Genomic DNA, 24,002 nt, shown 5'->3' with positions numbered 1-24,002 from the left:
GGCTGGGTTGATGATGATGAGATTCCGTTCCGCGGCCATCGCCGCCGCGCTGATGGCGATCGCGGGGCCGGTGCACGCGCAGGCGACGAACGAGGCGCGGACGGCCGCGTACCTGGCCTCCGTGCGCGAGCGGCCGCCGCTGCTGTACGCCTTCGTCCGCGAGATGCCCAAGGGCGCCGACCTGCACAGCCACCTCTCGGGCGCCGTGTACGCCGAGAGCTTCCTGCGCTGGGCCGCCGAGGACTCGCTCTGCGTGAGCCGCAGCGCGCTGGCGATGGTGTGGAGCCCCTGCACGGGCACGCAGGGCGACACCGTCCCCGCCGCCGCCGCGCTGGGCGACGGCACGTTGTACGGGCAGCTGATCGACGCGTGGTCGATGCGGAACTGGAACCCGGCGCAGCGCAGCGGCCATGACCAGTTCTTCGACGCCTTCGCCCGCTTCGGCGCCCAGCCGCGCCGCATCGGCGACGAGCTGGCCGAGGCGCAGGCGCGCGCGGCCGACGGGCGCGTGAGCTACCTGGAGCTGATGCTGACGCCCGACGGGTCGATGGCGTCGAATCTCGGCTCGGCGGTGCTCGGCAACGCCTTCGCGCCGGGGACCACGCCGGACTTCGCGGCGGCTCGGCAGGCGCTGCTGCCGCGGATGGCGCCGGTGCTGGATTCGGCGCGCCGGGCGCTGACGCGCATCGCCGCGCGGCGCGACACGGTGCTGGGGTGCGGCCGGGCGTCGGCGGACGCGGGGTGCGGCGTGGAGGTGCGGTGGCTGTACCAGGTGGGGCGCGGGCGGCAGCCGGCGCAGGTGTTCGCGCAGATCCTCACCGGCTTCGAGCTGGCGCAGGCGGACCCGCGCGTGGTCGGCTTCAACCTGGTGATGCCGGAAGACGGGCTCGTCTCCACGCGCGACTTCACCCTGCAGATGCGCATGATCGACTTCCTGCACGCGCTGTATCCGCGCGTGAGGATCGCCCTGCACGCGGGCGAGCTGTCGGCGGGGCTGGTGCCGCCCGAGGGGATGCGCTTCCACATCCGCCAGTCCGTGGAGCTGGGCCACGCCAGCCGCATCGGCCACGGGGTGGACGTGATGTACGAGGACCGGCCGCACGAGCTGCTGCGGGAGATGGCGGCGCGCGGGGTGATGGTGGAGATCGCGCTCACCAGCAACGACGTGATCCTGGGCGTCCGCGGGCGCGACCACCCGCTGGCCGCGTACCGCCGCGCGGGCGTCCCCGTCGCCCTGGCCACCGACGACCAGGGCGTGGCCCGCTCGGAGATGCCGCGCGAGTACCAGAAGGCGGTGGAGGAGCAGGGGCTGGGCTACGGGGATCTGAAGGAGATGGCGCGCACCTCGCTCCGCCACGCCTTCCTGGACGGCGACGGCGTCTGGCGCGACGGCCGCGGCTTCACCCCCGTGGCCGACTGCGCCCCCGCCGCGGGGGGATGGGCGGGCGCCCGCTGCGCCGCGCTGGCCGGCCGCAGCACGCGCGCCCGGCTGCAGCGCAACCTGGAGCTCGCCTTCCGCGACTTCGAAGCGCGCTACGGGGCCATGTCGCCGCCCTGACCGTTGTTGGAATCACTCGGAGACACGGAAGCACGGAGAACCGCAATGAGTTCTCCGTGCCTCTCTGTGTCCGTGCCTCGTTGTGCGCCCAGCCAAGCCGTCAGCGCTTCGTGACCCGGAGCGTGGCGACGTAGGCGGGGGCGGGCACGTCCTGCCGCCGCTGCGGCTCCAGCCCCACGACGGCGACGTCGTAGGCGCCGTACGAGGCCTGCTGCGGCTGCGGCGGGGCAGTCGCCAGCGTGTCGATCCCCGGGTTCATCCCCGCCTGCTGGATGGTGATCTCCAGCCGCGCCTCGCCCGCGCGGACGCACTGCACGCCCGCCGGGCAGCGCGAGTCCGCCACCACCGATGCGAAGCGCACCGTCAGCGGCTCGCCGTCGATGACCGCGATCTGCTTCACCGCCAGCCGGAAGTTCTCCCCCAGCTTCGCCCGCGCCACCGGCAGCCGCGTCGTCGCCGCGGACGAGCCGCCGGTCGCGCACCCCGCCAGCAGCACGGCCGCCGCGGCCGCCCATCTCCACCCCATCTTCATCTTCATCATCCTCAAGAGTCTGGCGAGGCTCGGTCCGCGTGACAGGCAAAGGGTGCCGAACGATGCGCGCGCCGCATCCCCCCGCGCAAGCACCTGCGATACGGTGCCGAAGCGCGAAGTGCGCCGGACTCGCTCGAGCCCAGCGCACTCCCGCACTTCCGCACTTCCGCACTGTCTGTTTCGTACTCCCGTACTCCTCGTACTTCCGTACTTCCCGATATCAGTCCAGCTTCGACAGCCAGTCGCGCGCCTGCTGGGCGATCTTCTCCTTCTGGTCGGTGCCGTTCACCACGCGGCGCGCGTTCACGAAGTCCTGGCGGTCCTTGTTCACGAACTCGTCCAGCCGCCGGCCGGTGTACGCGCCGCGCATCATCCCGTCCACGATCACGAACACCGAGAGGGCCGCCCAGTTCATGGGGATCACCGGCAGCTCCACCAGCTTGATCCCCGTGCGCTTGGCGTACGCGGTGTAGTTGTTCCTGCCGGTCAGCTGCACGTATCCCCGCCCCTTGAAGCGCTTTCCGTCCCCCGCGTGCGTGTTGCCCAGGTCGGCGCGACCCTCGTACGCGGCGCCGCTGGCGTACTCCTCCAGCGTGGCGAAGCGGTCGGACTCGTGCTCCGCCGTGGCCAGCACGTACGCGATCTGCGCCCGCGACAGCCCCTGCGCCTTCGCCGCGCGGATGATGGCGGCCGCGCTGGCCTGGCGGTTGGCCGTGCGCTGGTTGCGGCGGTAGGCGAAGTCCGGCTCCAGCTTCACCAGCGGCGTGCCGATCAGCCCCGCGCGGTTGCTGGAATGCTTGATCAGCTCCCGCGCGGCGGCCTGGTCGATGGCCGCCCCGCCGCCGACCCCGGCCGCGGCGCGGAAGAGCGACCACGCGTTCTGCGTGCGCGGCCCGGCGTTGCCGTCCACGTCGTCCGCGGGGTTCAGCAGGTACAGCTCCGCCAGCGAGCGCTGCACCGCCCGGCTGAGCGCGGGGCCCCACTGCCCCACCGGCACCGCCGTCCCGGTGACGCGGCCGAGCTCCGCGTGCGCCTCCGCCAGCGGCAGCTCGTCCGTCGTCAGCGGCAGCGGCGGCGTCTTGGCGACGTTCGGCTCCACCGTCGCCTCGGGGACCAGCAGCAGCGGGACGGCTGCGGCGGGCGGCGCTCCGCCTCCGGCCGCAGCCGCGGCGGGGACGACGATCGCCGCGGGCGCGGGCTTGAAGGCGTCCAGCGCGGCCCACGTCTTCGGGCCCACGATCCCGTCGGGCACCATCCCGTGGTCGCGCTGGAACTCGCGCACCGCGGCCTCGGTCTTCGGGCCGAAGGTGCCGGCGGACGAGTCGATCCCCAGCTTCGCCTGCACCTGCTTCACCAGCGCGCCGGTGTCGCCGCGCCGCAGCGTGGCGCGCCCGGCGCCGCCCGTCTCCACCTTGGGAATGAGCGCAGGCGCGGGGTTCTTGATGAAGGCGGCCACGCTCGCCCGGAACGCCGTCATGTCGAAGATGGGGTCGACCTTGCGCCCCTTGGGCAGCGCGTACTCGCGGTGCGCGGCGCAGAACTCGGCGCCGCTGCCCACGTGGGCCAGGATGGCGGCCACGCCCCGCTGGTAGGCGTCCATCTGCACCGCCGGCCAGGGAAAGTCCTTGATGGAGCCGGTGTTCTCGGCCTCGATCCCGATGAAGCTGCTGTTGCCGGTGGTGATCTTCTGCCACTCGCCCTTGCCGGCGTGGTTGCAGCGGCCGGCGGCGATCACGTAGAAGGTCCCGTCGCGCCCCAGCCCCAGCTGCGCCAGCGGCCCCGGCAGGTCCGAGCGGCCGTGGATGAGCAGCTTCAGGCTGGGCATGTTGCCGGTGCGCGAGCCCTCGGTGTGGTGGCAGATCACGCCGCGGATGGTGCCCACGTCGCCGCGGCCGCGCTCCTCCCACCCGTCCACCAGCGCCACCTTCAGCCCCGCGTCCTTCAGCACCCTGGGCAGCCAGGTCAGCTTGAACGTCATGGTTGCACCCCTCCTTCCGCCGCCGGCAGCTCGTCGTCGGGCGTCTCGTCGTCCATCTCCATCGCGCAGGCGTCCACGTCGGCCTCCACGTCGCCGGGGTCCGGCGCGCCGGGCGATCCGGGCGCGGGCGGCAGGGATGCCGCCGGCGGTGCCGCCGCGCCGGGTCCGCCGCCTCCGCCACCGCCTCCGCCCGCGCCGCCGCCTCCCGCGGGCGCGGCCGGGGGCACCTGCACCACCACCTGCGGCTGCGCCGCGTCCTTCTTCGGCTGGCGGTCCTCCGAGCCCTCTTCCCGGCTCTTCTCGCGCGGCTTCACCGTCGAGCGGATCACCATCACCTTGTTCAGGAGGTCGAACCAGAACGGCGCGCCCATGGTGGCCGCGATCCCCGTCATCAGCCAGCCGAAGAAGGGAATCCCGATGAAGAACCATGCCCTCTCCAGCCCCGTATCCACTTCCTTCGGCACGATGCGCTTCTGGGTCCACCCGATGGGCAGGCTCAGCGAGTCCAGCGCGAGCCTCGCCCGCTTGTAGTTCATCGAGTCGACGAAGGTGCTGTCTCGCGCGGCCGTTTCGGCGCGGGCGACCAGCGCCTGCCGCGCGGCGTCGTTGCGGTACAGGTAGTCGGCGATGGTGAGGGTGTTCACGTTGAAGGCGACCGCCACCGCGAACCCGATGACCAGGATGATCCACTGCGACGAGCGCTTGTACCACCCGGACACGCGGTCCATGGCGCTGTCGTACCACGCCTCCAGGTTGGCCTGCAGCTTGTCCAGGTCGTTCTGCGCGGTGTCCAGCGCGGTCAGCAGCGCGCGCTGCACCCCCGGGTTGCCCAGGTTCTCCACGTTCTGCCGGATCGAGTCCAGCGAGATGCGCGTGGACTCGGGCGAGCTGCTGATGGCGTTGGTGGCGGGGCCGCGCGCCGCCAGGTCCATCAGCGCCAGCGCGAAGCTCTTCGTGGGGATGTACGACGGCAGCCCCGAGCCCTTGGCCGCGTAGCTGGGCCGCCGGCCCCGGGTCCACGGGAACAGGCCCTTCACGGACAGCGGCGGCCGCGGCTTGTACTCGTCCAGGTACAGCCCGTAGATCAGCGGATGCTTGAAGAAGCTCTCCGCCAGCCCCTTGCCGTCGGCGTCGTGCAGGAGCTCGCGGATGCCGTGCTCCAGGTACGCCGAGCGCGTCTTCATGAACGCCTCGATCCCCTCGCGCACCGCCGAGCAGATGACGCTGACCAGGATGTAGATGAAGATGATCCCGATGGCGACTTCGAGGATCTCGGAGCCGAACATGGCAACCTCCGGGAGGGCGGAAGCGACGCTGGGGAGGGATTCCAGGCGGGAAGACTGCGGACGAGCAGTTTATGCCTGAAAAAGCGCCGAAGTCAATGAAATTCGCGGGCGCGCCCGGACCCGCGGGGCGCGGACCGGCTCAGCTCCACCTGCAAAGGCTTGGAAGGACGGGAGGATGGATATTTCCGCCGCGTCGCCGGACGCGCGGAAATCGGGCCGCTGTCGGGATGCAGGCCAGCTCGTCCGATCAGCGGCCCGACAGCGATCCGGCGAGAAGGACGAGGCCGATCAGCAGCGGGCCGTGCACCACGACCGCCGCGGGTACGGCCAGCCAGAGCGCCCGCCGGCTCACCCACCGCTCCCGCATCGCCCGCCGGAGCAGGTAGATGGAGAACGGAAGGTTGATGAGCAGCGCCGTGAGCAGGCCGGGCGAATATCCGCGCATCACCAGCGCCGCCGATGCGAGGTGGGAGAACACGTTCAGCAGCACCACGGCCTGCAGCAGCAGCGCGAGCCACAGCCGCGTTGGCCGGTCGGGACAGCGCGCGACCCAGGCGATCAGGAGGATGGGGATGACGGTCGCGAGCGCGAGCGCGGCGAGCATCTGCGGATACGTGACGTGCACGAGCCGGGCGATCCCGGCGGGAAGGCGGCGCGGGATTTCGGGGAGATAAGCCGGAAAGGTGAGCGCCTCCTCCGCGTTGTGGAGGAGGAGGAAGAGCGCGATCAGCCAGAGCGCGGCGCGACGTGACATCCGGATGCGGAGGAGGGTGATTGCCGCGCGAGCCGACCGCTCACTCCGCGATCGAGTCCCGGTATCGCTCCGGGGCGTAGCGGGATGCGAGCAGGCCCGTGGCGGCGTCCGTGTCGATCTCCCGCACCAGCACGCCTTCCTCGCCGTACGGCAGATGCGCCACGCACTCGCCGGACGGGCCGACGATCGTCGTCGCCGATTCCTGGTAGCGGAACGCGTAGTTGACGCTGGCGAAGAAGATCCCGTTCTCCAGGCCGCGGCACATCATCGCCTTCTCGTAGTACGGCGCGGCGGCCGATCCCCACTCTGCCAGCTCGGGCCCGGCGCGGTCGCTTCCCGTGCAGTGCGGGTGGAAGACGATCTTCGCCCCCCGCACCGCCGCCCACCGCACCGTCTCGGGGTAGCGGAACGCCTCGTGGCAGATGGCGATGCCGAACTTCACGCCGCCGATCTCGAAGATCTGCCGCCGGTCCCCATGCACGTACAGCGGCTCCTCGGTCGGATCGAGCTGGTTCTTCGTCTGAACCCCCTGGCTCTCCCCGCTGCTGTCGAACACCACGGATGCAATCTGCCGCCCGGCGTCGCTGATCCACTCCATCCCGAGAACGACAGCGATCCCCTGCGTCCGCGCCCACCCGGAGACGGAAGCGAGCGCCTGCTCCTGCTGCTCGCGATCGAACGGCGGCACCTCGAAATCCAGCCCGCGCAGGCCCGGGAGATAGGCTTCCGGAAAGCACACGATCTCCGCGCCCCGCCCTGCGGCTTCGGCGATGTGCAGCCTGATCTTCTCCAGCGCCCCGCCCACGGAGGACGCAACGCGCGGCGATGCGAGGGCGATGATCATGAGTGAGATCGATGGTTTTACGACGCGGAGAAAATCCCGATCGTCCGCACGAGCGAAGTTATCGGGAACCCGGTCGGGCGCAACGCCGGACGACGCGGCGGGCGGTGAGGCGCGCGTCGCGCCATCACCGGACAGCGAAAGGGCGCCGCATCCGCGACGCCCCCGATCGACCGCTTTCGCCAGACGGCGATGCCCGCCCGCCCGCAGCTCAATCCTCCAGGCAGGGCCGGATTCGCGAGTCGCCGCAGGTGAAGGTGATGCAGTACTCCGGCAGCGTCATCGCGGCGTCCGCCCCGAGCACCGTTCCCTGCGTCTGCTGGCGCCCATCCACGAGATCGAAGCTCTGCACGTCGAGCCGCTCCAGTTCCAGCCTCAGCTTCTTCATCATCGCCTTCCGCGTTGCTGGTCTCCCGCTCCTTCTCCGCCTCCGACGAGGCGAGTGGAAGCGTAAATCACTGCAATAACTCTACCTACAATGCTAATTGATGCAAAGCGTACACGCTCGCGCCAATCACGCCGACGGGCCGACTGCCCCATGAGAGCGGGACATTTGAGCCGCAGAAGGACATCCCCAGTGTCGCCGCGAGGCCTTTACGATTGCGGCCCAAGCGTAAGTAGATGCTGCGGTTGGACCGGATCGTCCGACGCCGGCGCGGGCGGGCATGCCCTGTGCCGACTACATCCATGCGACACATTCCGCAGCACTCCGGCTTTCGCCGGCCCTCCTCGAAGTACTTCCCGCGAGACCTACCCCTGAATGGAGACCGGAGATGAAACGCATCGCGAGCCTGTTCCTCGTAGTCCTCGCCGCGTGTAACCACCGCGGCACACAGCACGAGAACCCCGGCTACGCCGGCAAGCTCGATTCCCTCGGCATCCCGCACCGCACCCTGCAGGAGAAGATGAAGACGACCGACCTCGGCGAGTGGCCGAAGGATGGAGCCGCGAACGGCATCACCGCCAGCCGGGTCACGGGAGGCGCGGTGGGGCTGCCCCGCGAGGCCGCCCGCGGCGCCCGGTTCGTGTCGGTGGACGACGTCCGGAAGCTCGACGTCGCCAGGCAGGGTACCGGCCTGTTCATCGTCGGCACCGACTACGTTCCCCGCGAGCTGCCGGAGCTCCTTCAGGCCAAGGGTCTCACCGCGCGGCCGGACGGTTCGCTGGTGGACCGCAACGGCGAGCCCGTCGCCCTGTTCATCAACAACGAGACGTACCGTGTCCAGGGAGGAGAGCGGCAGGCGTCGCTCGGCGGCAAGCTCCTCGACTTCCTCGTTCCCAGCGCGTACGCCGCATCGCCGTTCGCATGGCGCTGCTTCTCGTTCAGCCCGTGGGCACTCTATCACGGCGGGTTCCATCGCTGGTACGAGGCCGGGACCAGCATCGCCGCGTACGGCGCGGACGGCGGCGGGGGCTGCAGCGGCGGGAGCCCGCTCACCAACATCGATTTCCTCCAGGCCCGCGCGGAGGTGGGTTCGCCGGGCGCGCAGAACTTCTGCTTCCACTGCCCCACCCAGAGCGCGTACGACACCTGGGACGTGGGCTACTTCTGGCCCGCGCACGGGACCCCGACCACGACGCATTCGGGGGTGTGGGCCGACGGCTCGTTCTCCTTCAGCCGCACCGCCAACCTGAGCTGGTGATCCATCCGGGGTGATACGAGCAGGGGCGCCGCATCGCAGCGGCGCCCCTGTTCGTTTTCGCCTGCCGGCCGCGTCGTCGTGACGAACGCGACGGGGAGCCCTAATCGATCCTCGCCGGCTCCTCGGCCGATCAGTGGCCGTGATGCGGCGCGAGACAGGGCCGCCGTCCCTCGGCCGGAAGGATGGCGGCGGGAACGGCGGGGAGGCGGCGGCGCAGGTGCTGGAACCAGGCGCAATCCTCTTCGTCGGGCGTGCCCTCGCGCTCGCCGAACGCGGGCATCAGCTCCACCACCTGCCACCGGCCGGCGCGCAGGCGCAGCAGCGCGCTCTCCTCCTCGTAGCGCGAACGCCCGTCCGGCGACTGCGGCGCGACGGCCGCCCACGCCCATCCGCGCTGCACCCGGAGATGGTTGACCACGAAGATGACGGGCCGCGCGTCGAACCGCCGCCGGTGCGCCCGCAGCGCGTCCATGATCGCCGCCCGCTCGGCGCTGCCGCGCGCGGGCGTGTGGGCGGAATCGGCCTGCACCGCGGAGGCGCGCACCCGCGGGGCGGCATCCGCCGTCGCGGAGCCGGCCGCCAGCAGGACCGCCAATGCCGCCACGCTCAGAATCTTCATCGTCATCTCCGGGAGAGGGGACCATCACCAGCGGTGTGACATCGGTCGTACCGCGAAGCGTCATACCGGATTCGGAGATCGATCGTGCAATCCGGAAGCACGTGCGACCTTGCCTATAGATCCTTCGGCCTGCAATCGCTCGTGCAGGGGCAACGACGGTGTGGTCGGCCTCAGGATGACGTCTCTCTCTGTGCGATTGTAATGCACAGATGATAGCCAGATCCGGTATCACACCGGCGCGGGCCCGGCCTCGGCCAGCGCGCGGAGATGCTGCTTCGGCCCGTCGTACGCGTCGTAGAGCGCCTGGTGGCCGGCCAGCGACAGGTCGCCGTCGCGCGTGTAGTAGCCGGCGACCCACGTGAGCAGGAACGCCAGCCGTTCGTCCTGCTCCTCCTTCGACGCGTACTTGTGCGGCTCCCACGGCCGCGCCCGGCAGTTGGCCAGGCACTGCTCCAGGCCGGGATCGAGGAAGACCAGCCGCGGCCGGAACGCGAAGGTGGCGCGGACGAGGCGGGCGTAGCATCCCTCGACCACCCAGTGCGCGTGCGTGCCGCAGAATGTCCGCACGTCGTCGGCGGCGGCGGCCGGCTCACGGGGAACGGCGATCTTCCCCGGCTCCCACGCCACAGTGTCCAGGTCCAGCACCGCGGCGCCGGTCTCCGCCGCCAGCCGCCGCGCCAGCGTGGACTTCCCCGAGCCGGAGTTGCCGAGGATCGCGATGCGCGTCCCTGCCGCGAAGTCGTTCATGATGCCCGATGGTGACGGCGAGCATGGTCCGTTTTCGCCCAGGCGAATGTGATCGGGAGCCCTCCCCGGCGCAATCTTCCCCCGAGCGGCGCGCGTCCGCGGAATGCGGCGAGGGGCGCCGCGGCCGCGGCGCCCCTCGTTCACGATCATCGGTGGGGCGAAACGCCTCAGCAGGCCTGCTGGATCGAATCGCCGCAGCCGAAGGTGTAGCAGCATGCCGGTGAGGTGTTCGAGGGCGAGGCCGCCGCGAATACGGTTCCCCCGGCCTGCTGCCGCGCGCCGACGGGCTCGAAGCTCTGCACGTCCAAGGTCTCGAGGTTCAGCGTCAGCTTCTTCATGATCACCCTCCCCTTGAAGATTTCCCCGTCCGGTCCCCCGACCGGAATTGCGCGTAACTCATTACAAGAACCATACCTACGTCACAAAAGGAACGGAATGACGGTGACGTCGAAAAGGATGGAAACGAAGAAGGGCGCCACGTTCGCGGCGCCCTCCCCCGTCCATCATCCCGCACCCGCCGATCACACCAGCGGCATCGGCTTCGGCTCGTCGCCCGAGTAGTCGTAGAAGCCCTTGCCGCTCTTGCGGCCGTAGTAGCCCAGGCTGACCATCCGCTTCAGCAGCGGCGGCGAGGCGTAGCGCTTCTCCTTGTACTCGTTGAACATGATGTCGCCGATCTTGTCCAGCGTGTCGAGGCCGACGAAGTCCGAGAGCACGAACGGGCCCATCGGGTAGCCGGTGCCCAGCCGCATCCCCTTGTCGATGTCCTCGATGCTGGCCACGCCCTCCGAGAGCGCGCGGATGGCGTCCATCATGTACGGCACCAGCAGCAGGTTCACCACGAAGCCCGAGTTGTCCTTGCAGACGATGGGCTCCTTCCCCAGCGACTTCGCGAAGTCGAACGCGGTCTGGAACACCGCGGCGTCGGTGGCGATGGTCTTCACCACCTCCACCAGCTTCATCACCGGCACGGGGTTGAAGAAGTGCAGCCCCACCATGCGCTCCGGCCGCTTGGTGGCCGCCGCCATGTCGGCGATGGTGAGCGACGAGGTGTTCGACGCGAAGATGGTGTGCGCCGGGCACAGGCCGTCCAGCGTGCGCCAGATCTCGTTCTTCAGGTCCAGGTTCTCGACGATCGCCTCGATGACGATGTCGCAGTCCTTCAGGTCCTCCAGGTTCGAGGTGCCGCGCAGGCGGCCGAGCAGCGCGTCGCGGTCTTCGGCGGCGAGCTTCCCCTTCTCCACCTGCTTGCCCAGCTGCCTGCCGATGCCGCCGATCCCCTTCTGCACCACCTCGTCGCTGACCTCGCGGACGATGGTCTCGTAGCCGGCGGCGGCGCACACCTGCGCGATCCCGCTCCCCATCAGTCCGCACCCCAGCACGCCCACGCGCTTGATCTCGGCCATCTGTATCTCCTGACAGGTTCGTTGTTCAAGATGTTCGGACAGCTTTTATCCCGTCACACCTGGAGAGACGTCATCCTGAGGCCGGCCACGCCGACCTGGCCTTCCGCGCCATCGCTTGCAGGCCGAAGGATCCATAGCCTGCCTCGCATGTCGGCTTCGGACGCGCCGCTGCTCATGACGGTGACACCGCTGCAGCGTCTCCGAAGCGCAGTGCCGGCCTCGGCTATCGATCCTTCGGCCTGCCGACGCTCGCGCATGCCGCACGTCCAGAGTGGCCGGCCTCAGGATGACGTCTCTTCCACGCGTTTGCCTCAGCGATCCGTCCTCACCCGGCTCATGCGGAAGCACTCGGCGGGGCGGGCCTGGGCGCAGAGCACCAGGCTGTCGCGCGACACCTCGACCGCGTAGTCCGTGGGCGACGACGCCAGCGCGCGGATGCGGAGAAGGCGATGGCGCCTGCCCGTGAGCTCGTAGCGCGCCTCCGAGGCCGTGGCGGCGCTGCCGGCCTGCTGGATCAGCAGCTGGCCGTCGGGATAGAAGACCATCCGCCCCGTGCCGCTGCTCCACTCGCCCAGCACCGCCTTCGCGGGATCGCGCCCGCACGCGGCGAGCGCGACCAGCATCGCCGCGGCGGCCGGGGACGAGCGGAGGGATCGCATCTGCCGCCTCACAGCCCGAAGCGCTTCTGCCACTCCTGCTTCTGCTGCGGCAGGCGGAGCTCGCCGTGCTCCAGGCGGTCCAGGAACGCCTCCAGCTTGTTGTGGATGGTCCGGGCCACGATCCGGTAGATCCCCCGCGACCCGAACACCCCCGCCGCCAGCACGCCCACCCCCGCCAGCGCCAGGATGTGCGGCGCCGTGGTCGCCAGCACCGCCAGCGCCAGGCCGCCGCCGCCCGCCGTGCCGCCCAGCAGCCCGCCCACCGCGCCCCAGGTGCGGCCGGTGGAGAGGTCCACCTGCAGCGTGACCACCGACGAGTCCTCGTCCGCCAGCGCCACGCCCACGTCCACCGTCTGCAGGTCCAGCGGGGCCACGCGGCTTCCCACCTTGCCAAGGGTGCGGCCCACCGCGGCGCCGATCCCCTGCGCACGGACGTAGCGCGTGCGGTCGGGGAAGCGGCGCTCCACCACCATGAACTCGGCCTCGAGCAGGTACTTCTCCAGGAAGATGCCGAGCTCCACCGCGGGGCGGCGGATGGTGCGCGCGGCGCGGACGATCCCCGGGCCCATCATCGCCGCCGTGAGCCCGTGCTCCTCGGGCGGGCGGCTGCGCACCTCCGAGATGGCGCGGCGCACCAGGTGCTGCTCGATCCCCAGCTCCTTGCCGATGCGGACGACCTCGGCGTCGGAAAGGCCGTCGGTCATCTCCGTCTCGCGCGCGGTCTGCAGCTCCACCGCGCGCTTGATCACCGCCTCCAGCTCGGTGGAGGACAGCTTGCGCGCGGGCAGGTTCGATCCGCCGGGGACGGGATGCTGGTCGCTCATGGACGGTTCATGCGGCGCGCCGCCGCCCGTCGGCAGTGACGGACGGCGGCGCGGGCGCGGATCAGGAGTTCTTTGCGGGGAAGGCCTCGACCACGACCGCGATCCCCTGGCCGCCGCCGATGCAGGCGGTGCCCAGCCCGAAGCGCTTCCCCTGGCGCCGCAGCTCGTGCAGCAGGTGCACGGTGATGCGCGCGCCGCTGGCGCCCAGCGGGTGCGACAGCGCGATGGCGCCGCCGGAGACGTTGGTGCGCTCGCGGTCGAGGCCCAGCTCCTTCTCCACCGCGCAGTACTGGCTGCCGAACGCCTCGTTCACCTCCACCAGGTCCATCTGCTCCAGCTCCATCCCCGCCTTCTTCAGCGCGGCGCGCGACGCGGGCACCGGGCCGATCCCCATGTGCTTGGGCTCCACCCCCGCGATCCCCCAAGAGACGAGGCGGCCGATCGGCTGCAGGCCGCTCCGCTCGGCGTACCCGGCGCTGGCGATCACCGCCGCCGCCGCCCCGTCGCCGATCCCGGAGGCGTTGCCGGCGGTGACGGTGCCGCCCTCCTTGAAGTACGGCTTCAGCTTGCCCAGCGACTCCGGCGTGGTCTCCGGGCGCATGTGCTCGTCGGCCATGAACTGCGTCTCGCCCTTGCGCGTCTTGATGGTGACGGGGGTGAGCTCCTCGGTGAAGTGCCCCGCGTCCCACGCCGCCTTGGCGCGCGTCTGCGAGGTGCAGGCATAGGCGTCCACGTCTTCCCGCCTGATGCCGTGCAGGTCGGCCAGGTTCTCGGCCGTCACCGCCATGCTGCACCCGGCGAACGGGTCGGTGAGCGCCTCCCACAGCAGGTCCTCGTAGAACTTGCCGGCGGGCCCCAGCCGCTGGTCGCCCCAGCGCGCGCCGCGGATCACGTGCGGCGCCTGCGACATGCTCTCGGTGCCGCCGCACAGCGCCACCTCGCACTCGCCCAGCAGGATCTCCTGCGCGCCGGTGACGATGGCCTGGAACCCCGAGCCGCAGAGGCGGTTGAGGGTGAGGGCGGGAACCTCGATCCCCAGCCCGGCGCGCAGGCCGATGTGGCGGGCCAGGTAGATGGCGTCGGCGCTGGTCTGCAGCGCGTTGCCGAACACCACGTGCCCCACGTCGGCGGCGTTCACGCCGGCGGCGTCCAGCGCCCCCTTGGCGGCGAAGACGCCCAGGTCGGTGGCCGAGAAGTCCTTCAGCGCGCCGCCGAAGGTGCCCATCCCCGTGCGCTTGGCGGAGAGGAAGACGACGTCTGTATCCTTGCCCTGCGTAGCCATATGCGGATCTGACCTCGTTGCGTCGGATTGACCTGACAGCCGGAAGGGAAGCGGGGCAGAATACCGGCCCGAGATCGTTGCGTCAAGCGGACTTCCGGCCCGCGGGGGTGAGCCCGGTTCACCGCTCCGGCGGGCGCGGGGGGCGCCCCGCGGAACGGCCCCGCTCCGGGAGGAGCGGGGCCGGGGCGCCTGCGGCGGGCGGGCTCGGCGATCTAGAAGGTCACGTCGTCGTGATCGCCGGTCAGGGTGTTGCCGCAGCGGCAGCTGAGCTCACAGGTGGAGCCGCACGTCCACCCGCAACTGTATTCGCAGGTGTACCCGCAGGTGTAGTCGCAGCTGTACCCGCAGCTCCCGTTGCAGCTGGCGCAGGTGCCGTCGCAGCTGGGCTGCGCGTTGCACGAGGGGTCCTCGCTGATGCAGACCTGCGGCGCGTCGCTCATCAGGCCGTGCACCGTTCCGCGCTCCACCCGCGCCTCCTGCACGGAAAACGACTCCACCTGCAGCTGTTCCACGTCGAGCTTCAGTTTGCTCCGCATCGGCGGCTCCGGGGGTGCGAGGGGTGGCGTGGGGCCCGCTCGGAACGGGCCGGAGAACGCGGACGCGACCGGCATCCGTTTCTCGCGCCTGATCTACGGTCCGCCGCGCGGAGCCGCAACCGGCCGGTGCGGGAAGTGGAGGCCGCGCGCGGATGGGGGACGCCGGGCTCCCCTTCCGGGCGCGCTCTTGTTATCTTTCGCAAGTCGTGGCCGGATCGCGACTTCGCGGGAACCCCACCCCCTGATCCGCGGTACCCCATCCGGCCGGCGCGACCCGGACTTACGAATTCTGGCGGAGCCGCGGGCCGGCGTCCGCCCGATTTTCATCTCCATACGAGCAATCGCAGTATCCTGATGGCTTCCAACCTCCCCGATTCCGAAACGCCCCGGCAGGAGCCGGCCCCGCGGCAGGAACCCGCCGCCGCAACCGGCGAGCAGCCGCGCAACCGGCTGGAGCTGGCGGTTTCGCCGGTGCTGGCGCGCGTGCTGGGCGGCCTGGTGCTGCTGGCGCTGCTCGCGTACGGCGGGTGGCGCACCTGGCTGGGCTTCCGCGAGCCGGACCTTCCCACCGTGGCCTACTCGCAGCTGCTTTCGTCGATCGAGGCGGGGCGCGTGCAGTCCATCACCGTGCGCCCCGGCGCGGACGTGCAGGGCACGTGGAAGCGCGCGGGCGGGGTAAGGACGGACGCGCCCGACTTCACCGTCGCCTATCCGGTGCAGACGGTGGACGCGCTGGCGCAGCAGGCGCAGGCGCACGGCGTCACCATTACCCTGGCGCCCGCGCCCGACGGCTCGCGCGTGCAGAAGACGATCGGGATGGCGCTGGAGGTGCTGGTGCTGGTGGGCATCGTCTTCTTCCTCTTCCGCCAGATGCGCGGCGGGCAGAGCGGCGACCTGGGCCAGGGCGGGAAGAGCGACACCACCTTCGAGGACGTGGCGGGGACGCAGGGCGCCGCCGAGGAGCTGCGCGAGATGGTGGAGTTCCTCCGCCGCCCCGAGTCGTTCGCGGCGCTGGGCGCGCGCATCCCCAAGGGCGCGCTGCTGGTGGGCCCGCCGGGAACCGGGAAGACGCTGCTGGCGCGCGCGGTGGCCGGCGAGGCGGGGGTGCCCTTCTTTTCCCTTTCCGGCTCGGAGGTCACGGGCTTCATCGTGGGGATGGGGGCGCACCGCATCAAGTCGCTGTTCAAGAAGGCGCGCAAGAAGGGCGGCGTGATCTTCATCGACGAGATCGACGCGCTGGGCGGCAAGCGCGGGCGCAACCGCAGCCACAACGAGGACGACCGCACGCTCAACCAGCTGCTGGTGGAGATGGACGGCTTCGACCCGCTGGCGGGCGTGGTCGTCATCGCGGCGACCAACCGGCCCGAGGACCTGGACGAGGCGCTGAAGCGCCCGGGCCGCTTCGACCGCACCATCTCGGTGAGCCCGCCCACGGCCGGCGGCCGCGAGGAGATCCTGCGGCTGCACGCCACCCGCCGCCGCGTGCCGCTGGCCGCCGACGTGGACCTGTCGCGCATCGCCCGGCTGACGCCCGGCGCCAGCGGCGCGGAGCTGGCCAACCTGCTGAACGAGGCCGCGATCGCCGCCGCGCGCGAGGGCGACACGCTGGTGCGCTGGGCGCACGTGGAGCAGGCGCGCGACCGCATGCTGCTGGGCAAGGAGCGCAAGGGCTTCCGCGCGCTGGACCGCGAGCGCTGCACGGTGGCCTACCACGAGGCCGGGCACGCGCTGGCCGGCGTGGTGTGCGCGCCCGAGGACGGGCTGCACAAGGTGACCATCCAGGCGCGCGGGCAGGCGCTGGGCGTGGCCTTCTTCTCGCCCGAGGACGACCGCTTCCTGTACCGCCGCAACTACCTGGAGGGCCTCATCATGAAGGGCCTTGCCGGGCGCGCGGCCGAGGAGCTGGTGTTCGGCGCGCACGCGGTGACCAGCGGCGCCCAGAGCGACCTGCAGCAGGTGAACGGCATCGCCCGCAAGATGGTGTACCACCTGGGAATGGGGCCCGACACCGGTCTCATGATCCACGAGGGCGAGCCGGGCTCGCTGAGCCCCGAGATGCACGCGGCCATGGACCGCGAGGTGCGCGCGATCCTGGACCGCCTGTACCGCCAGACGGTGGAGCTGCTGGCCGCCAACCGCGAGGCGATGGCCGCGCTGGCCGTGGCGCTGCTGGAGCGCGAAACCATCGACGGCGCCGAGGCGGTGGAGATCATGGAGGAGGCGGGCCTCTCCCGCCCCGCCGCGCTCCTCCCCATGGGCGTCGGCGAGCCCCGCGAGGCGCTGGCCGCCGCGGTCTGATCACCGCCGAGACCGATGTTCGAAGGCCCGGACGGCAGGCGCCGTCCGGGCCTTCGTGCCATGGTACTGCCGGAGATTCTTCCGCCAAGGTGTGATCCGGTGTATCTGTTTTCCTGCTCACATCCCAGAGAATTGAGTAAGGAGCTAAGTCATGCTCGTTGATCTTGATGCAGAGGAGATCTCGGAAGTTCTCGAATCCATCAGGTACGCGAAGTACAACATCGACAATCCGCGCAGTACACCACCTGATCCGCTCGGTAATCACGCAGCCCTCTTCCAGATGCGCCCAGAGAAGCACGCTAGGCTCGACAGCGCGGCAGCAAAGCTGCGCGCAGCGCGGAACACCAGCACCTGATTGACAGGCTACGATGCGAGGAACCTGGATTGTGCTCTTTGCCGGACTGGCAACTGCGTGTGCGCCCGCCGTCGCCGTGGCGCCGGGGAGCGCGCCCGCGGCCGTCGCCCATGCCGACACCGTGGCGGACCGGCTGTTCTTCGGGCGGTCGATTCCCGGCGGGGGGATGGTGACGGACGAGGAGTGGGCGGCGTTCCTGCGCGACGTGGTGACGCCACGCTTTCCCGACGGGCTGTCGGTGTGGCGCGCGGAGGGGCAGTGGCTGGACTCGCGCGGCACGCTGGAGCACGAGCAGTCGATGGTCGTCGAGGTGATCCACGCCGCATCGCCGCAGGTCGACGCGGCGCTGCGCGACATCGCCGACGAGTACAAGCGCCGCTTCCGCCAGGACGCGGTGCTCCGCATCACCACCCCCGTGCGGATGCGGTTCTACGAGTAGCGTCTCCATCCCGGCTTGCCGCTGCCGCGGCCGGACGGCTACGTTCGAGCGACCGCCTCATCCCCCGGCGTCTTGTCCGCCTTCACCCCCCTGCCGCATCGATGGACGCATACGTTCAATGCCCCGCGATGCTGCAGACCGACGATCCCGGGATGCTGCGGCGCACCCTGTTCCTGGGCGGGGGGATCACCGGGTGCGGGAACTGGCAGGAGTGGATGGCCGAGCGGCTGGCCGGCTCGGGGATCGTGGCGATCAACCCGCGCCGCAGGGACTTCGACGTGGCCGACCCCGCGATGGGCCGCTTCCAGATCGAGTGGGAGCACCACCATCTGCGGCTGGCGCGGGCGCGGCTCTTCTGGTTCCCGCCCGAAACCCTCTGCCCCATCACGCTGTTCGAGCTGGGCAAGTACTGCGAGCGGGCGGACCCGCTCTTCGTGGGTGCGCACCCGGATTACGAGCGGCGCTTCGACGTAGAGACGCAACTGAAGCTGGCGCGCCCTGGCGACCACACGGTCCATTCCAGTCTCGACGAGCTCGCCGCGGCCGTCCGGTCGTGGGCGAGCACCCTGTGAGCCCGGCGGGCCGGGTGCTCCACCTTCCGCGGGACGCGTGATCGTGGCGGGACGACCGTACATCCTGGGCGAGACGAGCTGGAAGTCGGTGCGCGGCACCGCGTTCGACGTGGCCGTCCTGCCGTGGGGCGCCACGGAGGCGCACAACTACCATCTCCCGTACGCCACCGACGTCATCGCCGCGGAGAGCGTGGCCGCCGAGGCCGCGCGCATCGCGTGGGAGGCGGGCGCGAAGGCGGTCGTCCTCCCCGCCATCCCCTTCGGCGTGCAGACGGGGCAGCTCGACATCCCGCTCTGCATCAACCTGAACCCGTCCACGCAGGCGGCCATCCTCGCCGACGTGGCGGCCACGCTGGCGGGGAACGGCGTCCGCCGGCTGCTGGTGCTGAACGCGCACGGCGGCAACGACTTCCGCGCCATGATCCGCGAGCTGCAGCCGCGCGTGAACGTCTTCCTCTGCACCCTCGACTGGTGGAGCTGCGTCGATCCGCGGCCGTTCTTCCGCGAGCCCGGCGACCACGCGGGCGAGCTGGAGACGAGCGTGGTGATGCATCTCGCCCCCGATCTCGTCCTCCCGCTCGACCAGGCCGGCGACGGCGCGGAGCGGAAGTCTCGCATCGCGGGCTTTCGCGAAGGCTGGGCGTGGGCCCCGCGCCCCTGGACCAGGATCAGCGCCGACACCGGCGTGGGCGACCCGCGCGCCTCCACGCCGGAGAAGGGCGCCGCCTTCTTCGCCGCCGTCACCGCGCGCATCGCCGGCTTCCTGGTGGAGCTGGCATCCGCCGACCCCGCGGACCTCTACACCTGACGCCGGATCCGGGAGCGCCCGCTCGACAGCGGCGGACAAACGTCTGGCGACGCGAAGCTTAACAGACGCCGCCGGGGCGCGTATCATATCATCGGCGGTATCCTCGCGCGCCGCGTCCAACGGCGCCGCCTTTCCCCGTCTCCATCCCCGGAGCCCTGCCATGAACTACAAGAACATCCCCGCCCACGAAGCCGACTTCCGCGCCAAGGGCGTGGACTCGGACGGAAAGAAGTTCTCGCTCACGCCGGCCAAGGTCACCATCCCCGGCACGGTGGAGACGCTGGACGTGGTCACCTGCAAGCCCGCGAACGGCGACGAGAGCTTCTTCTACAAGGAGGAGAAGCCCAAGCAGCGCATCGTGGTGCACTTCACGGCCGGGTACCTCAAGGGCGACCTGGCGGCGCTGACCAGGCCCGGCAACCACGTCTCCACCCCCTTCGTCATCGCCCGCGACGGCACCATCTACCAGCTGTTCTCGTCGAAGTACTGGTCGTACCACCTGGGTCCCAAGGCGCAGGGCGGGAACAAGGAGATGAGCAGCAGCGGGGTGGGGATCGAGCTGTCGAACGTGGGCTACCTGACGCCCAAGGGCGACACGCTGCTGGACCCATACGGCGCGCCGTACTGCAACGTGGCCGACAGGGACGCGTACGTCACGCTGCCGCAGCCGTTCCGCAAGCGCACGCGCTACGCGGCGTTCGCCGAGGCGCAGTACGCCAGCCTGACCCGGCTGCTGCGCTACCTGACCGCCACCTACAAGGTCCCCGCCGCCTTCCTCCCCGAGGCCAAGCGCTACGACGTGTACGCCGACGTCGCCAAGTTCCGCGGGATCACCACGCACGTGAACTACCAGCCCGAGAGCTACGGCAAGTGGGACATCGGCCCCGCGTTCGACTGGGCGCGCGTGATCGCCGCGCTGGGCACGGTCCCCGTCGCGAACGTCGCCACGCCGGCGGGAACGGGCGGCTGATCCCCATCCCCTGATCGGAACGGCCCGGAGCGCGCCGAACGCGCTCCGGGCCCGCGCCACCCGGCCGGTCGTGCAATCATCGCTGGAAAAACCCTTCATCGCTCCCCTCTAATTCTGTCCGTCCTTTCCGCCGCGAACGCATCCGCCCCGGAGACCCCACCGATGAGACGCCTCGTCATCTGTGCCGACGGCACCTGGAACACCCCCGACAAGACCGCGCACGGCACGCCCGTCCCCACCAACGTGACCAAGATGGCGCGGGCGGTCTGCTCCACCGGCGACGACGGCGTGTCGCAGATCGTCTTCTACCACGAAGGCGTGGGGACCGGGTTCGGGCTGCTGGACAAGGTGCTGGGCGGCGGATTCGGCGTGGGGCTGGAGCGCAACATCTGCGACTGCTACCGCTTCCTGGTCGACAACTACGAGCACGAGGACGAGATCTACCTGTTCGGGTTCAGCCGCGGCGCGTTCACCGCGCGCAGCCTGGGCGGAATGATCCGCAAGTGCGGCGTGCTGAAGCCGAACGAGACCCACCGCATCCCCGAGGCGTTCAACTTCTACCGCAGCGGCGTCCATCCCGACGACGACGAGGCGGTGCAGTTCCGCGAGAGATACAGCATACCGGTTCGCATCAAGATGATCGGCGTGTGGGACACGGTGGGGTCGCTGGGCATCCCCGGCGCGATGCGGTTCATCGCCAGGAAGCGCTTCGAGTTTCACGACGTGGCGCTCAGCAGCACCGTGGACTACGCGTTCCACGCCCTCTCCATCGACGAGCAGCGCAAGCCGTTCGAGCCCACGCTGTGGGGGATCAAGGCCGGCTCGCACCTGGAGGACAGGCGGCACTTCGAGCAGGTGTGGTTCTGCGGCGTGCATTCCAACGTGGGGGGCGGCTACCCCGACGCCGGCCTGTCCGACATCGCGTTCGAGTGGATGGTGGAGAAGGCGAAGAGTACCGGGCTGCAGTTCGACAGCGAGTTCGTCCAATCGAGAGTCAAAGGCAGCTTCGAGGGCGAGATCGTCGACTCGCTGGGCCACTGGAAAGTGCTGGGAAAGCTGGAGCGGGAGATTGGAAACAAGGTTCTCGACAAGCAGAAGAACGAGCTGGCGAGCAACCAGGCCATCCACCCGAGCGTGTACCAGCGCCTGAGCGCCCCCCTCGACCCGCGCTACGATCCGCCGAACCTGCGGAAGTTCCTGGACCGCAACCCGCCTCCGCCGCCGGCGTAGCCACCGAGACGCACGCGGCCCTCGCTTGCCGCCGCCGCGCGCCGCATCTAGCTTCGGCGGATGACAGACGGCCCGGACCGCAACGCGCGGTCCGGGCCTGCGTACGCCCGCCGCCCCCGCGCCGATGCTCTACGACCTGCTGCGCCCCTTCCTCTTCACCCTCCCGGCGGAAACGGCGCACCACGTCGGTAGCGGGCTGCTGGACCTCTCGCTCGCTCCCCCGCCGCTGCGCGCGCTCGTCCGCTCCGCCGTCGCCATCGACGATCCGGCGCTGGCCATCGAGCGCTTCGGCATCCGCTTCCCCAACCCCGTCGGCCTGGCGGCGGGGTTCGACAAGACGGGCGAGATGTTCAACGCGCTGGGCGCGCTCGGCTTCGGGTTCGTGGAGATCGGCACCGTCACCGCGCACGCCCAGCCGGGAAACCCGCGCCCGCGCCTCTTCCGCCTCCCCGCCGACCGCGCGCTGCTGAACCGGATGGGCTTCAACAACCCCGGCGCGGACGCGGTCGCCGCGCGGCTCGGGCGGACGCGGATCGAGCCGGTGCTCGGCATCAACCTCGGTAAAAGCAAAGTCACCCCGCTGGAGGACGCGGCGGGCGACTACCTGCGCTCGCTGGAGCTGCTGGAGCCGTTCGCGCGCTACCTGGTGGTCAACGTCAGCTCGCCCAACACGCCGGGGCTGCGGCAGCTGCAGGACGCGGCGCCGCTGCGCGACCTCCTGCGCGCCCTCCGCCGCCGCGCGGGCGAGCTGGCTTCGGCGCGCGCGGGCGAGGCGCGGCCGGTCCTGCTGAAGATCGCCCCCGACCTCACCGACCCGCAGATCGAGGAGGCGGTGGGGATCGCGCGCGAGGAGGGGATGGCGGGGATCATCGCCACGAACACCACCGTCTCGCGCGACGGGCTGCGGACGGCGCCCGCGCGCGTGGAGGCGCTGGGCGCGGGCGGCGTCAGCGGCGCGCCGCTGCGGACCCGCGCGCGCGAGGTCGTCTCCCTCATCCGCAGGACGGCGGGCGGGGCGATGCCGATCGTGGGCGTGGGCGGGATCTTCACCGCCGACGACGCGTGGGAGATGGTGCGCGCCGGCGCGGCGCTCGTCCAGCTCTACACCGGCTTCATCTACCGCGGCCCGCTGGTGGCGCGGGAGATCTGCATCGGCCTGCGCGAGCGCCTGCGCCGCGAGGGGATGCGCACGCTGGAAGAGGCCATCGGGAGCGCGCACCGATGAAGGCGCGAACCGCGAAGTTCCTGCGCGCGTGGGTCGCCGGCGCGCGCGGCGTCCGCGAGGTGGAGACGACCGTGCGCGTCGCCGGCGAGGAGCGCGAGGCGACGCTGTATCTCCCGCCCGGACAACGAGATCACCCCGCGCCGGGATGGGTGGTGCTGCACGGCCTCACCGTCCCCGGCCGCCGGCACGTCTCCATGCTGCGCTTCGTCCGCTCGCTGGCCGCGTCCGGCGCCGTCGTCCTGGTCCCCGACGTCCCCGCGTGGCGCGAGCTGCGGCTGGACGTGGAGGCCGCGCGCGCCACGGTGGAGGCGGGCGTGCTGCACCTGGACGGGATGCGCGAGGTGCGGCCGGGCGGCGTGGGCGCCATCGGCTTCTCCTTCGGCGCCACGCAGGTGCTGATGGCATCGGCGGACGAGGCCATGCGCGGGCACCTGAAGGCGGTGGTGGGCTTCGGGGGATACTGCGACCTGGGGCGGATGCTGCGCTGCCTGTTCACCGGCCGCCACGAGTGGCGGGGGGATGAGTACACCCTCGACCCCGACCCGTACGGCCGCTGGATCGTGGTCGGCAACTACCTGACGCTGCTGGACGAATATCGGGAGATGGGACGGCTGGCCGACGCCGCGCTGGCCCTGGCGGTGGAGTGCGGCCGCCGCGGCGAGTGGGCGTGGGGCCCGCACTACGACGCCATGAAGGACGAGCTCTCGCGCGGCTTCACGCCCGAGGAGCGGCGCGTGTGGCGGACCATCGCGCCGAAGACGGACGTCGCGGTGGACGTCGAGGCGGCGGGGGAGCTGGCGGCGCGCTTCACCGCGGCGGCGCTGGAGCACGACCCGGGGCTGGATCCGCGCCCGCATCTCCCGAATCTCCATGCAAAGGTGGTGCTGAGCCACGGCCGGCAGGACCGCCTGATCCCCTTCACCGAAACGCTGCGGCTGGTTTCCATGCTTCCGCCGCACGTCGCCGCGCCCGCCACCATCACCGGCCTGTTCGCGCACTCCACCGGCGCCTGGCTGCACCCCATCCACTGGTTCCGCGAGACCGCGACGTTCGTCCGCCTGCTGGACCGCGCGCTGTACGCGGTGTGACAGGACGATGGACCTCTCGCCCGGTTCGTCCCCGCCCCGACGTCATCCTGAGGCCGGCCACACGGTAGCTGTCCCCACGCAAATGCTCGCAGGCCGAAGGATCTATCGCCTGTCTCACCCGTCACTCTGCGAATCACACCTGCGCTTCGTTCGCATGCGTGTCGACACGCTGCGGGAACGAACCTCGGTATGCATCCTCTGTTGACGTGCTTGGCGGGCTACAGATCCTTCGGCCTGCAGAGTATTCATCATGCGGCCGATTGCGGTGTGGCCGGCCTGAATGGAAAGTTCCGGGCGCAGCCGGTCACCGGCGACTGAAGTCGCAGCAACAACTACGGGAAGCCTCGCAAAC

Annotated in this window: 25 protein-coding genes; 11 read left to right on the top strand and 14 right to left on the bottom strand. The window is 70.8% G+C overall.

Annotated elements, in window-relative coordinates; all coding sequences use genetic code 11:
• Positions 1 to 10: 10 nt before the first annotated feature.
• Positions 11 to 1,558 (top strand): hypothetical protein, encoded by a 1,548-nt coding sequence (locus VLK66_RS19465; RefSeq protein ID WP_325311134.1) that lies wholly within the window; start codon positions 11 to 13, stop codon positions 1,556 to 1,558.
• A gap of 100 nt (positions 1,559 to 1,658) precedes the next feature.
• Here VLK66_RS19465 and VLK66_RS19460 read toward each other — a convergent pair whose 3' ends face one another.
• The 6 genes from VLK66_RS19460 to VLK66_RS19435 form a co-directional block, all read right to left on the bottom strand.
• Complete coding sequence (locus tag VLK66_RS19460; protein WP_325311133.1) at positions 1,659 to 2,099, bottom strand: hypothetical protein; 441 nt, start codon at positions 2,097 to 2,099, stop codon at positions 1,659 to 1,661.
• Between the two features lie 211 nt (positions 2,100 to 2,310).
• Positions 2,311 to 4,068, bottom strand: a complete 1,758-nt coding sequence (locus tag VLK66_RS19455) for a peptidoglycan-binding protein (protein WP_325311132.1) — start codon at positions 4,066 to 4,068, stop codon at positions 2,311 to 2,313.
• The gene (locus VLK66_RS19450) at positions 4,065 to 5,354 is read right to left on the bottom strand and encodes a hypothetical protein (RefSeq protein ID WP_325311131.1); all 1,290 of its coding nucleotides are present in this window, start codon (positions 5,352 to 5,354) and stop codon (positions 4,065 to 4,067) included. Before VLK66_RS19450 ends, VLK66_RS19455 begins: the two co-directional genes overlap by 4 nt.
• 247 nt (positions 5,355 to 5,601) lie before the next feature.
• Positions 5,602 to 6,108 carry an HXXEE domain-containing protein gene (locus VLK66_RS19445; protein WP_325311130.1) on the bottom strand — a complete coding sequence of 169 codons (507 nt, stop codon included), beginning with the start codon at positions 6,106 to 6,108 and terminating at the stop codon, positions 5,602 to 5,604.
• Between the two features lie 40 nt (positions 6,109 to 6,148).
• The gene (locus VLK66_RS19440) at positions 6,149 to 6,952 is read right to left on the bottom strand and encodes a carbon-nitrogen hydrolase family protein (RefSeq protein ID WP_325311129.1); all 804 of its coding nucleotides are present in this window, start codon (positions 6,950 to 6,952) and stop codon (positions 6,149 to 6,151) included.
• 208 nt (positions 6,953 to 7,160) lie between these two features.
• Positions 7,161 to 7,337, bottom strand: a complete 177-nt coding sequence (locus VLK66_RS19435) for a hypothetical protein (protein ID WP_325311128.1) — start codon at positions 7,335 to 7,337, stop codon at positions 7,161 to 7,163.
• Between the two features lie 385 nt (positions 7,338 to 7,722).
• Between VLK66_RS19435 and VLK66_RS19430 the strand changes: the two genes are divergently transcribed.
• The gene (locus VLK66_RS19430; RefSeq protein WP_325311127.1) at positions 7,723 to 8,592 is read left to right on the top strand and encodes a hypothetical protein; all 870 of its coding nucleotides are present in this window, start codon (positions 7,723 to 7,725) and stop codon (positions 8,590 to 8,592) included.
• A gap of 130 nt (positions 8,593 to 8,722) precedes the next feature.
• Here VLK66_RS19430 and VLK66_RS19425 read toward each other — a convergent pair whose 3' ends face one another.
• The 8 genes from VLK66_RS19425 to VLK66_RS19390 form a co-directional block, all read right to left on the bottom strand.
• Positions 8,723 to 9,211 (bottom strand): hypothetical protein, encoded by a 489-nt coding sequence (locus VLK66_RS19425; protein WP_325311126.1) that lies wholly within the window; start codon positions 9,209 to 9,211, stop codon positions 8,723 to 8,725.
• Between the two features lie 228 nt (positions 9,212 to 9,439).
• The gene (locus VLK66_RS19420) at positions 9,440 to 9,958 is read right to left on the bottom strand and encodes an AAA family ATPase (RefSeq protein ID WP_325311125.1); all 519 of its coding nucleotides are present in this window, start codon (positions 9,956 to 9,958) and stop codon (positions 9,440 to 9,442) included.
• A 167-nt stretch (positions 9,959 to 10,125) separates the two neighbouring features.
• Entirely contained in the window at positions 10,126 to 10,296 is a 171-nt protein-coding gene (locus tag VLK66_RS19415; RefSeq protein ID WP_325311124.1) for a hypothetical protein, read from the bottom strand.
• 183 nt (positions 10,297 to 10,479) lie between these two features.
• The gene (locus tag VLK66_RS19410) at positions 10,480 to 11,364 is read right to left on the bottom strand and encodes a 3-hydroxybutyryl-CoA dehydrogenase (RefSeq protein ID WP_325311123.1); all 885 of its coding nucleotides are present in this window, start codon (positions 11,362 to 11,364) and stop codon (positions 10,480 to 10,482) included.
• 311 nt (positions 11,365 to 11,675) lie between these two features.
• Positions 11,676 to 12,023, bottom strand: a complete 348-nt coding sequence (locus VLK66_RS19405; protein WP_325311122.1) for a hypothetical protein — start codon at positions 12,021 to 12,023, stop codon at positions 11,676 to 11,678.
• An 8-nt stretch (positions 12,024 to 12,031) separates the two neighbouring features.
• Complete coding sequence (locus VLK66_RS19400) at positions 12,032 to 12,847, bottom strand: hypothetical protein (protein WP_325311121.1); 816 nt, start codon at positions 12,845 to 12,847, stop codon at positions 12,032 to 12,034.
• A gap of 61 nt (positions 12,848 to 12,908) precedes the next feature.
• Positions 12,909 to 14,129, bottom strand: a complete 1,221-nt coding sequence (locus tag VLK66_RS19395) for an acetyl-CoA C-acetyltransferase (protein ID WP_325311120.1) — start codon at positions 14,127 to 14,129, stop codon at positions 12,909 to 12,911.
• A 212-nt stretch (positions 14,130 to 14,341) separates the two neighbouring features.
• A complete protein-coding gene (locus tag VLK66_RS19390) occupies positions 14,342 to 14,665 on the bottom strand; it encodes a hypothetical protein (RefSeq protein ID WP_325311119.1) in 324 nt (107 codons plus the stop codon).
• Positions 14,666 to 15,019: 354 nt separating this feature from the next.
• Here VLK66_RS19390 and VLK66_RS19385 point away from each other — a divergent pair, with 354 nt between their 5' ends.
• From VLK66_RS19385 to VLK66_RS19345, 9 genes are all read left to right on the top strand, one after another.
• On the top strand, positions 15,020 to 16,963 hold the full coding sequence (locus VLK66_RS19385; RefSeq protein ID WP_325311118.1) for an ATP-dependent metallopeptidase FtsH/Yme1/Tma family protein: 1,944 nt from the start codon (positions 15,020 to 15,022) through the stop codon (positions 16,961 to 16,963).
• Positions 16,964 to 17,114: 151 nt separating this feature from the next.
• On the top strand, positions 17,115 to 17,318 hold the full coding sequence (locus tag VLK66_RS19380) for a hypothetical protein (protein ID WP_325311117.1): 204 nt from the start codon (positions 17,115 to 17,117) through the stop codon (positions 17,316 to 17,318).
• 76 nt (positions 17,319 to 17,394) lie between these two features.
• A complete protein-coding gene (locus VLK66_RS19375) occupies positions 17,395 to 17,757 on the top strand; it encodes a DUF3574 domain-containing protein (RefSeq protein WP_325311116.1) in 363 nt (120 codons plus the stop codon).
• A 101-nt stretch (positions 17,758 to 17,858) separates the two neighbouring features.
• The gene (locus tag VLK66_RS19370; protein WP_325311115.1) at positions 17,859 to 18,329 is read left to right on the top strand and encodes a nucleoside 2-deoxyribosyltransferase domain-containing protein; all 471 of its coding nucleotides are present in this window, start codon (positions 17,859 to 17,861) and stop codon (positions 18,327 to 18,329) included.
• A 43-nt stretch (positions 18,330 to 18,372) separates the two neighbouring features.
• Positions 18,373 to 19,137: a creatininase family protein gene (locus VLK66_RS19365; protein WP_325311114.1), complete on the top strand. Its 765-nt coding sequence runs from the start codon at positions 18,373 to 18,375 to the stop codon at positions 19,135 to 19,137.
• 160 nt (positions 19,138 to 19,297) lie between these two features.
• The gene (locus tag VLK66_RS19360; RefSeq protein ID WP_325311113.1) at positions 19,298 to 20,107 is read left to right on the top strand and encodes an N-acetylmuramoyl-L-alanine amidase; all 810 of its coding nucleotides are present in this window, start codon (positions 19,298 to 19,300) and stop codon (positions 20,105 to 20,107) included.
• A 162-nt stretch (positions 20,108 to 20,269) separates the two neighbouring features.
• A complete protein-coding gene (locus tag VLK66_RS19355) occupies positions 20,270 to 21,337 on the top strand; it encodes a DUF2235 domain-containing protein (protein ID WP_325311112.1) in 1,068 nt (355 codons plus the stop codon).
• Positions 21,338 to 21,461: 124 nt separating this feature from the next.
• Positions 21,462 to 22,562 carry a quinone-dependent dihydroorotate dehydrogenase gene (locus tag VLK66_RS19350; protein ID WP_325311111.1) on the top strand — a complete coding sequence of 367 codons (1,101 nt, stop codon included), beginning with the start codon at positions 21,462 to 21,464 and terminating at the stop codon, positions 22,560 to 22,562.
• Positions 22,559 to 23,650 (top strand): hypothetical protein, encoded by a 1,092-nt coding sequence (locus VLK66_RS19345; RefSeq protein ID WP_325311110.1) that lies wholly within the window; start codon positions 22,559 to 22,561, stop codon positions 23,648 to 23,650. The genes VLK66_RS19350 and VLK66_RS19345 overlap by 4 nt, the downstream gene beginning before the upstream one ends.
• Positions 23,651 to 24,002: the final 352 nt, after the last annotated feature.

Source organism: Longimicrobium sp. (assembly GCF_035474595.1).
GTDB lineage: Bacteria > Gemmatimonadota > Gemmatimonadetes > Longimicrobiales > Longimicrobiaceae > Longimicrobium.
This window is presented reverse-complemented; position numbering and strand designations above follow the sequence as displayed.

What these genes read in the sequence shown, in the direction of transcription:
- VLK66_RS19465 (WP_325311134.1), top strand. Translation starts at nt 11, where the DNA reads ATGATGATGAGATTCCGTTCCGCGGCCATCGCCGCCGCGCTGATGGCG.
- VLK66_RS19460 (WP_325311133.1), bottom strand. Translation starts at nt 2,099, where the DNA reads ATGATGAAGATGAAGATGGGGTGGAGATGGGCGGCCGCGGCGGCCGTG.
- VLK66_RS19455 (WP_325311132.1), bottom strand. Translation starts at nt 4,068, where the DNA reads ATGACGTTCAAGCTGACCTGGCTGCCCAGGGTGCTGAAGGACGCGGGG.
- VLK66_RS19450 (WP_325311131.1), bottom strand. Translation starts at nt 5,354, where the DNA reads ATGTTCGGCTCCGAGATCCTCGAAGTCGCCATCGGGATCATCTTCATC.
- VLK66_RS19445 (WP_325311130.1), bottom strand. Translation starts at nt 6,108, where the DNA reads ATGTCACGTCGCGCCGCGCTCTGGCTGATCGCGCTCTTCCTCCTCCTC.
- VLK66_RS19440 (WP_325311129.1), bottom strand. Translation starts at nt 6,952, where the DNA reads ATGATCATCGCCCTCGCATCGCCGCGCGTTGCGTCCTCCGTGGGCGGG.
- VLK66_RS19435 (WP_325311128.1), bottom strand. Translation starts at nt 7,337, where the DNA reads ATGAAGAAGCTGAGGCTGGAACTGGAGCGGCTCGACGTGCAGAGCTTC.
- VLK66_RS19430 (WP_325311127.1), top strand. Translation starts at nt 7,723, where the DNA reads ATGAAACGCATCGCGAGCCTGTTCCTCGTAGTCCTCGCCGCGTGTAAC.
- VLK66_RS19425 (WP_325311126.1), bottom strand. Translation starts at nt 9,211, where the DNA reads ATGAAGATTCTGAGCGTGGCGGCATTGGCGGTCCTGCTGGCGGCCGGC.
- VLK66_RS19420 (WP_325311125.1), bottom strand. Translation starts at nt 9,958, where the DNA reads ATGAACGACTTCGCGGCAGGGACGCGCATCGCGATCCTCGGCAACTCC.
- VLK66_RS19415 (WP_325311124.1), bottom strand. Translation starts at nt 10,296, where the DNA reads ATGAAGAAGCTGACGCTGAACCTCGAGACCTTGGACGTGCAGAGCTTC.
- VLK66_RS19410 (WP_325311123.1), bottom strand. Translation starts at nt 11,364, where the DNA reads ATGGCCGAGATCAAGCGCGTGGGCGTGCTGGGGTGCGGACTGATGGGG.
- VLK66_RS19405 (WP_325311122.1), bottom strand. Translation starts at nt 12,023, where the DNA reads ATGCGATCCCTCCGCTCGTCCCCGGCCGCCGCGGCGATGCTGGTCGCG.
- VLK66_RS19400 (WP_325311121.1), bottom strand. Translation starts at nt 12,847, where the DNA reads ATGAGCGACCAGCATCCCGTCCCCGGCGGATCGAACCTGCCCGCGCGC.
- VLK66_RS19395 (WP_325311120.1), bottom strand. Translation starts at nt 14,129, where the DNA reads ATGGCTACGCAGGGCAAGGATACAGACGTCGTCTTCCTCTCCGCCAAG.
- VLK66_RS19390 (WP_325311119.1), bottom strand. Translation starts at nt 14,665, where the DNA reads ATGCGGAGCAAACTGAAGCTCGACGTGGAACAGCTGCAGGTGGAGTCG.
- VLK66_RS19385 (WP_325311118.1), top strand. Translation starts at nt 15,020, where the DNA reads ATGGCTTCCAACCTCCCCGATTCCGAAACGCCCCGGCAGGAGCCGGCC.
- VLK66_RS19380 (WP_325311117.1), top strand. Translation starts at nt 17,115, where the DNA reads ATGCTCGTTGATCTTGATGCAGAGGAGATCTCGGAAGTTCTCGAATCC.
- VLK66_RS19370 (WP_325311115.1), top strand. Translation starts at nt 17,859, where the DNA reads ATGGACGCATACGTTCAATGCCCCGCGATGCTGCAGACCGACGATCCC.
- VLK66_RS19360 (WP_325311113.1), top strand. Translation starts at nt 19,298, where the DNA reads ATGAACTACAAGAACATCCCCGCCCACGAAGCCGACTTCCGCGCCAAG.
- VLK66_RS19355 (WP_325311112.1), top strand. Translation starts at nt 20,270, where the DNA reads ATGAGACGCCTCGTCATCTGTGCCGACGGCACCTGGAACACCCCCGAC.
- VLK66_RS19350 (WP_325311111.1), top strand. Translation starts at nt 21,462, where the DNA reads ATGCTCTACGACCTGCTGCGCCCCTTCCTCTTCACCCTCCCGGCGGAA.
- VLK66_RS19345 (WP_325311110.1), top strand. Translation starts at nt 22,559, where the DNA reads ATGAAGGCGCGAACCGCGAAGTTCCTGCGCGCGTGGGTCGCCGGCGCG.